This is a genomic window from Micromonospora sp. NPDC005324 (genome assembly GCF_040607155.1).
GTDB classification, from domain to species: Bacteria; Actinomycetota; Actinomycetes; order Mycobacteriales; family Micromonosporaceae; genus Micromonospora; species Micromonospora trifolii.
Genome location: NZ_JBEXGE010000133.1, coordinates 1 through 1,185, shown reverse-complemented (window position 1 = coordinate 1,185; position 1,185 = coordinate 1). Strand labels below are relative to the sequence as shown.

Sequence of the window (1,185 nt, the reverse complement as noted above, 5' to 3'; positions counted from 1 at the left end):
TAGCCTCGGTCTTTCATGAGTGATTGATCTTGGTGTTGTGGGTGCGGCTGTCGGTGTTTCTGCCGGTGGGCATGGTGTGGGCCCGACGCGGGGCCGGTTTCCTCGAAGCTGTTGCAGGGGCGGGGTTTTGGGTTCAGGAGAGCGGTCGGGGCAGGCTGGCGAGCCGCGTGAACGCGGTGATGATTTCCTCGGCCCAGGGCCAGCCGTCGGCGATGCGCAGCCAGGTCCGGCGTGCGGTGCGGGCGATGCGGGCTGGGACGTGCAGGAGCCGGTAGCGCAGTTTCTTCGGCTCCGCGCGGGCGAGGTCACCGTCGAGCAGCAGGGTTTGGGTCCAGGCGAGCAGGTCGATGCCGGTCAACGCCAGCTGCAGCCAGGCCTGGTTGATCGCGAAGATTCGTGACGGGAACCGGCCGAAGCCGGTGGTTTTGCCGGTGCGGATGCGGTCCTCGACGCGGGCATGGGCGCGGTGACGGGCCTCGAGGAACTGCAGGGATCCTTGACCGGGTGGGGTGTCGGTGGCGATGACCTGGTGCCGCATGCCGTTAACGGTGTCGAACAGCGACAGTTGGGCGCCGGGGTGTGGCCGTTCCCGGCGGGCGATCAGGCGGGTTCCGGCTGGGAAGCCGCTGGTGTCGGCCAGGCCGGTGAGTTCGCAGATTTCGGCGCCGTCACGCAGGCCGCCGTCGGTGTTGATCGCGGGGATCCAGTCGGTGGCCTGCTCGATCGCCGTCCGGACTGCTGCGGTGATCGCGGCGCCCACACTGAATCGGGCGTCGATGCCCTGCTCACGCAGACGGCGGATGTGGGCGAGGAAGCCGTGGGTGCTGCCGGCGCCGTCGGTGCGGATCAGCAGCGGTGTCCCGTGCCGGTGGGCGTCGGGGATCTGCGTGAGGGCCTCATCCAGGACGGTGATGTGATCGGCGGTGGTGTTCGACCCGGCCCGTCCTTCGCGCAGCAGTCCGGCCAGGGCTTCGCCGGTGTTGTCGAGGAAACACAGCAGCGGGTGGTAGCCGAATGTCTTCTTCCACGTCCGCGTCGCCGATTCCTTCTCCGAATGGCAGATGACCAGGGTGGCGTCCATGTCCAGGACCAGCCCGGGGACCTCGCGGCCCCCGGCGACCGAGGCGGGCAACCGGCCGCGGGTCTCACAGGTCTGCGCCCACGCGACTTCCCGCGCTGCCGCCC

The 1,185-nt window shown here is 69.3% G+C and carries 1 protein-coding gene; it reads right to left on the bottom strand.

Features of this window, described 5'->3' with window-relative positions; all coding sequences use genetic code 11:
• Window positions 1–133: 133 nt before the first annotated feature.
• Window positions 134–1,185 (bottom strand): IS1380 family transposase (locus ABZS40_RS36765; RefSeq protein ID WP_354949367.1); only part of this gene is annotated, 1,052 nt, incomplete at its 5' end.